Here is a 6,760-nt window from a genome sequence, read left to right as displayed (position 1 = left end):
TTCAGCCAGCTCCGCGGTCAACTTGAGTGATTGAATCAACGCCTGGCGTTCGCTGAGGGGGACGACTTTGTTTTGATCGACAGCGTATGCCCCAGTCTTACGAATAGCAGGGATAACATCGTCAAAAATCCATCTTTCAAAACGCTCTGCCTTTTCTTTGATCTCGGTATTTCTGCTTTGATCCGCAGCTTTTACTATAAGCCTGTATATATCGCCTTCCGGAATCGCTTTTACTTCCTGCTCCCCGCCATCTGTAAGGACACGGTAAGTTACCGCCCCCTTGCAGTGAGTAGTAACTGCTTCATATGGCCTTGCATATCCAAGCGACTTTGCAACGTCATTGCCGACAGCATGAGGTTTGCCATTTATTTCGATCATTCTGATTTGGCCGAACTCAGAGTTATCAAAGATCCGAAGTTGTTTCATTGTTTCATCCCACCTTTATCCGATTTTCAGTTCAATGAATGATATGTTAGTAGGCAGTTCCACAGTAAGCCGACCAGCAACTGCTAGTCCCCGTTGCGCATCATAAGCTTTCATGTAGCGCATTAGCTGCCTTAGAGCCTTATTGTCAAAGGCATCCAATTTGACCTCAACTGGTATGACTTCATCTCCCAACTTAACAAATGAATCTGGCCAATGCTTTTTTAACCTCGGAACGCTAACGATCTCTGCCTCTGGTGATATGAGTTCCTTGACGCGCGATTTAAACAGATCCTGCAGAGCAAATTCATTTGTGGAAATATCAGAAATCCATGTGAGATGAGTGGCCATCGCTCCGTAAAGATTATTGAAAGTAGTTATGTTTTTTGGTCCCTTCCAAGAGTGGTACATTGTTGATGCAAGCTTCATGCATTCCCAAGCTTTTTTCTTGTTCTCCCTGGAATATTCGCTGATGATTTCTCCCGCAAGAGACAAAATGTCAAAAACATGGACATATAACTTGTCATCAAAACTTTTGCTGATCTCCAGAACCTCGCACACATCGCGCGCCACAAACCATGGTTCTCCATCCTTCACGACAACCCGTACCTGCTTTTCTTGAAAACTGAAAACGTTTTGAAGTGCTTGCATGATCGCTCCTCCTATCGGGCTTGTTTTTGTTTTTGGCGAAGTTGCTCAAGCATGGCCTTTAACTCGGGATAATCTTCGATCGTCTTAGGTTCTTCGGGGCCCATATGCTGCTGTACGCTTTGTTGCTCAAGCTGCCATTGAACGGACGCTGGAAGCTTGTCCACCATTGGTACGACATTGTTTCGTCTCTGTCTTGGCTGAGGATGACTACGAACAGGCATTGCTTGCGCGTCTTTTCCATTCCCGATCGCTCTGCTTCGTTCTAGCTTTTTCCATGCAAATGTTAGGCAATAGTTGATCGACGTTATCTTGTCATTTGGATACCGTGGCTGATACTGTTCAAAAGCTTCGTCTATAGCAGCGAGGAGCATGTCCACTGTTCCTCCGCTGAGAAGGAACGAATGGATATTTTTGGGTTCCTCGCCTTTCAAGTAGTACATGCGCCCTGTTTTCGCGATCATCTTTTCTTCCACACGCCTAAATGCCAATTCCATTTCATTCAGTTCAGGCTCTTCTTCCGAAACGGTGTCATTAATGCCGATCTCGGTATGTATCTCGTTCGTAGAAGAAGATATTTTAAAAGATTTATTTAAAAGACTTTCTTTAGACCCCTCTTTACTCTTAGAGCCACAAGAGTTTGAAGAGTTATCCCCATCATATTTTTCATTGTCACTTGTCATATTTTTTGTTGTTTCCGACAATGATTCGTTGTTCGCATCAATGTTTTGTAGTAGCGTCGACAACAAAACATTGGTGACTTCAATGTTTTGTAAGCTGTTGTTAACCAGCTTTTTCATGTGTTCCGATGATGTTTTTTTCTTGCGTGCTATCGTCCAATCGTCAAAATGTTTGTTGAACATGATGATTCGATGTTCTGGAAACCACTTAATAACTCGGTTCCTTTCCAGATACTGCAGCTCTTCGCTCACTACATTTCGATACACGCCAACAGCCTCAAAATCTGCGTATCCGTCATACATCCATGCTTTTTTACCGCACCCCCAACTCAACCTCAGCACCAAGTCAATGATGCTTCGCTGACGCTTTGAGAAGTCTCGCATGGCGATCTCTTCGAAGAGTGAGTGTGCTAATCTAAGGTGTGCGTCTGTGGGTTGTGGACTAACCATTTTGCAAAAACGCCTCCTCCCGTTGAACTTTCATCACCAATTGTTATCCGGATATATCTTTTGGAGATAAGCGATTTCTTCGTCATGGATGCCTGTTATTTTCTCCACAATCTTGAGTGCATCATAAGCACACTTCGATGGTCGATCCCAAATCTCCGAACCAGTAAAACGAAGCACCCGGTATTCCATGGATTGCAAGTCTCTATCTCGTTGCTTATCTCTTGCCGCTTGTTCTTTCGTCTTTTCGTGGAAATTATGACCATCACATTCAATAGCAAAGCTGTGCTTTTTCCCCTTAAACGAGCAATCTAAAGCAATGTCTATTCGATATTTTTTCTTTCCTCGTTCTACCGTTCTTTGTGGCTCGATGGTTATTAGAGGGAAGTTATCCCACTGTTTGTATTCCTGCTCACGCGCCTGAAAATAGTGCCTTAACCACATAAGCAGGATTGACTCGATCGGAGATTCGCACTTCGATATTTCCATCACGTGTAGGTATGCAGCGTCAGTCAGTATTACCTCTAATTCCTCGCGGACTTTGTCATCCAATTTCGAGAGTAGATTTAGAGCCATCTCCTTGTATCGCTCAATATCAAAACGGTTATGACTCATCCATCCCCCTCCTCTCCGCCAAAACTCTGTAATGTTTGATCTTGATTGGTTCCCATCCCGGGTAGTACCGCAGCATGTAAGCTGCGGCAAATCGCTTTAGCGTTTCTGGATCGTTTAGCGTGCGGTACAGATCCGGGAGGAGAAACCATTGAGTCCGTTCGTTCATCTCGATCCAAACAATGAGTCGATCTCAGCAGGATCAAATTCTGTCGATTCTTGATGATCTTCTCGGCTTTCTTCTGATGGTTCATTTGTTTCAGAATCTGGCCCCGATTCGTCGTCGATAACTTGGAAATCCGTATCGATCACGACGGAATTCGTTTCAGCGGCCATATTCTCTTGTGGCTCGGATTCTTCGGTATATGCTTGCTGCATCTCTATGGAGAGAATGCCCCACTTGGAAAGCATGTTGCGGATGACGGTCTTTTTAGCCATCGCGTCGTAATCGTTTTTCCAACCGAAATCACTCTTGGAAAACTTCTTTCGGTGGGCTTCAATCTGTTCTTTTGTCCAATACACCGTCTTGCGAAATCCGTTGATAAGCTCGAAATATCCGGCGTAACCGATTATTGATTCCGACTTTTTCTTTTCAAAGTCGATTACCAGTTCTTCCGTCAGCGGATTCCACTTTTGCAACTCGCCCTCATGAACCTCAATTACGTTGATCGCTTTGTATTTTGCGGTTCGTAATGCCAGTTGGATGTATCCTTTGTAGCCCAACTGAAACTGTGCGATCTGCCTACCGGACTTGTCTTTGTACGGGACCACCCAGGCGTAGCCAAGGTTTTTGTCAATAGGTAAGTCCAACGTTGCGGCTACCATTGCCGATGAAATAACGCTCATCGGCTCGCATTTTTGAAGGTAACCATCAGACGCATAAAGATTCACAATACTACTCATGAACTGCGGCGCCCGTTTGTCCATGATTTCTTCAAAGCGCTTCTTGATGCTCGGAGAATCCAGGAACGATTTGATCGTGGCTGCAGGTGACGGTTGTTTCGTTGTGCTGCCCTGCAGTTGGGTTTTCAGACTTGCGTTTGTTGCCATGCACTCTATCCTCCTTATGCAGTTGGCTTTATGCCGAACCGGCGCGATACGGATGGTTTGAGATACTGCCGATATATTTCTGGTTGCTCTTTCGCTAGTCGTTTGCTGTCGACTCGCTCTGATGTTACGGTTCTCCATGTCACGACGTGCGTTCTGGAAACACCGACTTCATTCTCACCCAGCAAAGCCTTGAGCCTGTTTTCTAACTCGGTGACTCGTTCCTCCGCTGTCTTCAGGTTGGCCTTCGCCACTTCCCACTCGGTGATTAGAAGTTCGGCATCAGAGGGCAAATGTATTTCACTACCGGCCACCGCGACCGGGTACATCTTTTTCAGCAGCTCTGTCGATGCTTCCGTACCGTCTACCATCGGGGGAACCTGAGGCACCACGTGGTTGTTCCAGAAGTCTGATTCCAGACCGATCAGGAACTGGATGATCTCCTCGTCTCGTTCGATCTTTTTGTAAACAAACTTGTTGCCGCCAATCAGGACGGCGATCCACCAGGCATCGTACCCGGTTACCGCCATATAGTGCTGGCATTGAAGTAGATAAGGAGCAGGTATCTCTTCTCCTTCCCATTCGCTCTTTAGGTATTCACTGGCCGTTTTGCACTCCAGGCCGACACGCTCTCCGACAATCAGCCGGTCAACGTTTGCCAGCATAAAGGGATAGTCAGGATGCTGGAGGATGGCATTTCGCCGCTTTACTTTCTGTCCAGTCCGGCGTGTAAATTCTTGCGCGACCACATCCTCCAGGATTGTTCCAAAATAGGCTGCCTCGCTTTGATTCTCTTCCGGTGGTGTTTGCCCGATCTTTTCTAAGTAGACAGCAACAGGTGACTTCCACTTGCTCAGACCAGCAATTGCCGCAGCGTCACTTCCTCCGATTCCCTTACGTCGGTACTGGAGCCACAATTCGCGGTCCATGTCTTTTGTTGAAACAATCGCTAATGCCATATTTCTCTCTCTCCTCCCTCTTGATTTTTAGAGGCGGAATCGGTATGCTTTAATTACCAGAATCTTGCAAGACGCATCACCGAAGACTCAGCGTTCCCGCGCTGGGTCTTTTGCTGTATATCGATCAAAACGATCTCCCTCCTTTCATTTAGTCACGAGGCCGCCACCGTCCCAACCTCTACGGCAGCCGTTGCAGTTCCTTTGACTGCGCCACGCTCTTGCCTCGCTATGTAAGGCCTGTCTCATCAGTGCCGGGCGGCCAGGTCCGGCAGACTGAGGCGGAGAGCCCCAGTTTCGACTATTTCAAAAGACGTCTCGCCTGTTCTCGGATATACTGTCGGAACTCTGCTGGAGCCATCGTCGCACGTGCGTCAATGATCAACTCCAATTCTTCGATCACGTCCCGAGCAGTCCATTCCAATTGGTTGCCGTCTTCGTCTGTATCAAAAGCCAGTGGCTGAAGGTACTGTTGTCTGATCGGCTCCGTTTGCTCCACGTAAGTCGGAAAATCAGGCAATTGCTGACTCATGCTGTTCCCCCTCTTGCAGTTTTTGAATGTCGTTTAACGTATCGTCTGTAGACATTTGCCACCAGTTTACATTCCTTTGAGCTTCTTCGATCTTCTTTTCAATCGCATCGCGAACAAATTCAAGTCGTTCCAGTTCCTTTGTAGCGTCGTTGAGGTTCTCTTGGCACCTCTTTAACTGGCGTTGTAAATCAGCCATAGTCATAGGGCTTGTCCCCCTTAATTCAATTGTGATATGCTCTTTGTAACGAATATTTGTTTCATGCCGTCTGTTGCGAGCAGGCGGTTTTTTCTTGTTTTGTGATCTGTTCAGTTAGTTCACGAGTAATTTGCCTATAGACCTCATGTGCAACCAAGTCGCCGGCCGTTTTCGCAACCATCATCATCCTTTGATAAAAGTTCAGCTTTTTTCTTAAGGTCTGTTCGTTCATGTCGCAATTTACCGCCCTTCCCAAGCAGCTGTTTTATCCAAAATTGCTCACGTTGACGCTTAATCTCCATTACCTTCTCAGCCGTTAGCCTCTTCTTTTGGGCATCTATTAGCAATCCAAGTTGTTCGCTTCTTCTTGCTGTATCCAACAGTGCATCCACGATGTGAATCAATTGCTCTTCGTCGAGTCCGTCCAGTCTTTCAAACACTTCGGTCATGTGAGAGCTCCTAATAGTAAGGCTTCCTGACGCTCCCGTCGCATCAGTTCGCGTGGATCACTCACGACGATCTCTTGCGCCCTGGCTTCGATCAGCCAGTTCTGTTGGTGAATAACCGGATCGATTCCGTACCTCTCGTCCATCAGGATATGTACATCGTCACCAGATTGGAAAAGGTCCTCGATTTGCTTCCCAAGATGGGTCAGCATACGCTCGTCGTCCTCTGTGAGCGGCTGCCATGGGCGCCTACTACGTTCCCACTCAATCGTTTCTTTTGCTGCCTCGATCACGTCCTCGCACTGCTTGATCAGGTTGTACAAGGCAACCGTTAGGCTTACCATCAACCGTGGGTCAGTCGGCGGCGGAGCGTCACCATACAGGTGTTTTAGCATGCGGGTTGCACGGTGATTCCCGCATACTTGGACAAATGCCTCTGCATCCTCACGCATCGGTGTAGCACGGCCGTTAATTACGTCGGAAACCCAACGGGCCGACCGGCCGATTTTCTTGCCAAGTGACTCGTGCGTCATTTGTTCTCCTGTTCTTTGGTGGCGGAATGCGTATTCGCAGATATCACTGATCCGCGACCGCGAGTAAATACTTACTGACACGTTACTGTTCCCCATGTGTTCGCCTCTCCTTTATTTGATTTTCAAAGTACTATAAAGGTGTGCTCATCTTTCAGGCTCTCCCTCGGTTTTTCCGAGGGAATTTTGTTTACTTTCGAATTAGATAGAAACTGAGTTGGCCAAAGTTATTTGAGATATGGA

The 6,760-nt window shown here is 46.9% G+C and carries 10 protein-coding genes and 1 other RNA gene; all 11 read right to left on the bottom strand.

All coding sequences use genetic code 11. The features are described 5' to 3' along the window. Positions 1-426, bottom strand: a 426-nt coding sequence (locus EDM54_RS02510) for a BRO-N domain-containing protein (RefSeq protein ID WP_259676338.1), incomplete at its 3' end; no start/stop codon positions are given. Positions 427-441: 15 nt separating this feature from the next. Beyond that, positions 442-1,074 carry a BRO-N domain-containing protein gene (locus tag EDM54_RS02505; protein WP_122957722.1) on the bottom strand — a complete coding sequence of 211 codons (633 nt, stop codon included), beginning with the start codon at positions 1,072-1,074 and terminating at the stop codon, positions 442-444. Positions 1,075-1,085: 11 nt separating this feature from the next. After that, positions 1,086-2,201, bottom strand: a complete 1,116-nt coding sequence (locus tag EDM54_RS02500) for a replication protein (RefSeq protein ID WP_122957721.1) — start codon at positions 2,199-2,201, stop codon at positions 1,086-1,088. Positions 2,202-2,234: 33 nt separating this feature from the next. Continuing rightward, the gene (locus tag EDM54_RS02495; RefSeq protein ID WP_122957720.1) at positions 2,235-2,813 is read right to left on the bottom strand and encodes an endonuclease domain-containing protein; all 579 of its coding nucleotides are present in this window, start codon (positions 2,811-2,813) and stop codon (positions 2,235-2,237) included. Between the two features lie 162 nt (positions 2,814-2,975). Further along, positions 2,976-3,860, bottom strand: coding sequence for a recombinase RecT (locus tag EDM54_RS02490; RefSeq protein ID WP_122957719.1), 885 nt, complete (start codon positions 3,858-3,860; stop codon positions 2,976-2,978). 14 nt (positions 3,861-3,874) lie between these two features. After that, entirely contained in the window at positions 3,875-4,816 is a 942-nt protein-coding gene (locus tag EDM54_RS02485) for a YqaJ viral recombinase family nuclease (RefSeq protein WP_122957718.1), read from the bottom strand. Positions 4,817-5,047: 231 nt separating this feature from the next. Beyond that, positions 5,048-5,116, bottom strand: an RNA gene (locus EDM54_RS02480) — hammerhead ribozyme type II. After that, positions 5,115-5,345: a hypothetical protein gene (locus tag EDM54_RS02475; protein WP_024983222.1), complete on the bottom strand. Its 231-nt coding sequence runs from the start codon at positions 5,343-5,345 to the stop codon at positions 5,115-5,117. The genes EDM54_RS02480 and EDM54_RS02475 overlap by 2 nt, the downstream gene beginning before the upstream one ends. Then, entirely contained in the window at positions 5,326-5,547 is a 222-nt protein-coding gene (locus EDM54_RS02470) for a hypothetical protein (RefSeq protein ID WP_122957717.1), read from the bottom strand. The genes EDM54_RS02475 and EDM54_RS02470 overlap by 20 nt, the downstream gene beginning before the upstream one ends. Positions 5,548-5,684: 137 nt before the next feature. Further along, on the bottom strand, positions 5,685-5,990 hold the full coding sequence (locus EDM54_RS02465; protein WP_174768870.1) for a hypothetical protein: 306 nt from the start codon (positions 5,988-5,990) through the stop codon (positions 5,685-5,687). Then, a complete protein-coding gene (locus tag EDM54_RS02460) occupies positions 5,987-6,616 on the bottom strand; it encodes a helix-turn-helix domain-containing protein (RefSeq protein WP_122957716.1) in 630 nt (209 codons plus the stop codon). Before EDM54_RS02460 ends, EDM54_RS02465 begins: the two co-directional genes overlap by 4 nt. Between the last annotated feature and the right edge of the window lie 144 nt (positions 6,617-6,760).

It is taken from the genome of Brevibacillus borstelensis, assembly GCF_003710865.1.
Taxonomy (GTDB): domain Bacteria; phylum Bacillota; class Bacilli; order Brevibacillales; family Brevibacillaceae; genus Brevibacillus; species Brevibacillus borstelensis.
Note: the sequence above shows the minus strand (reverse complement) of the source record. Positions and strands in the feature narration are given on the sequence as shown.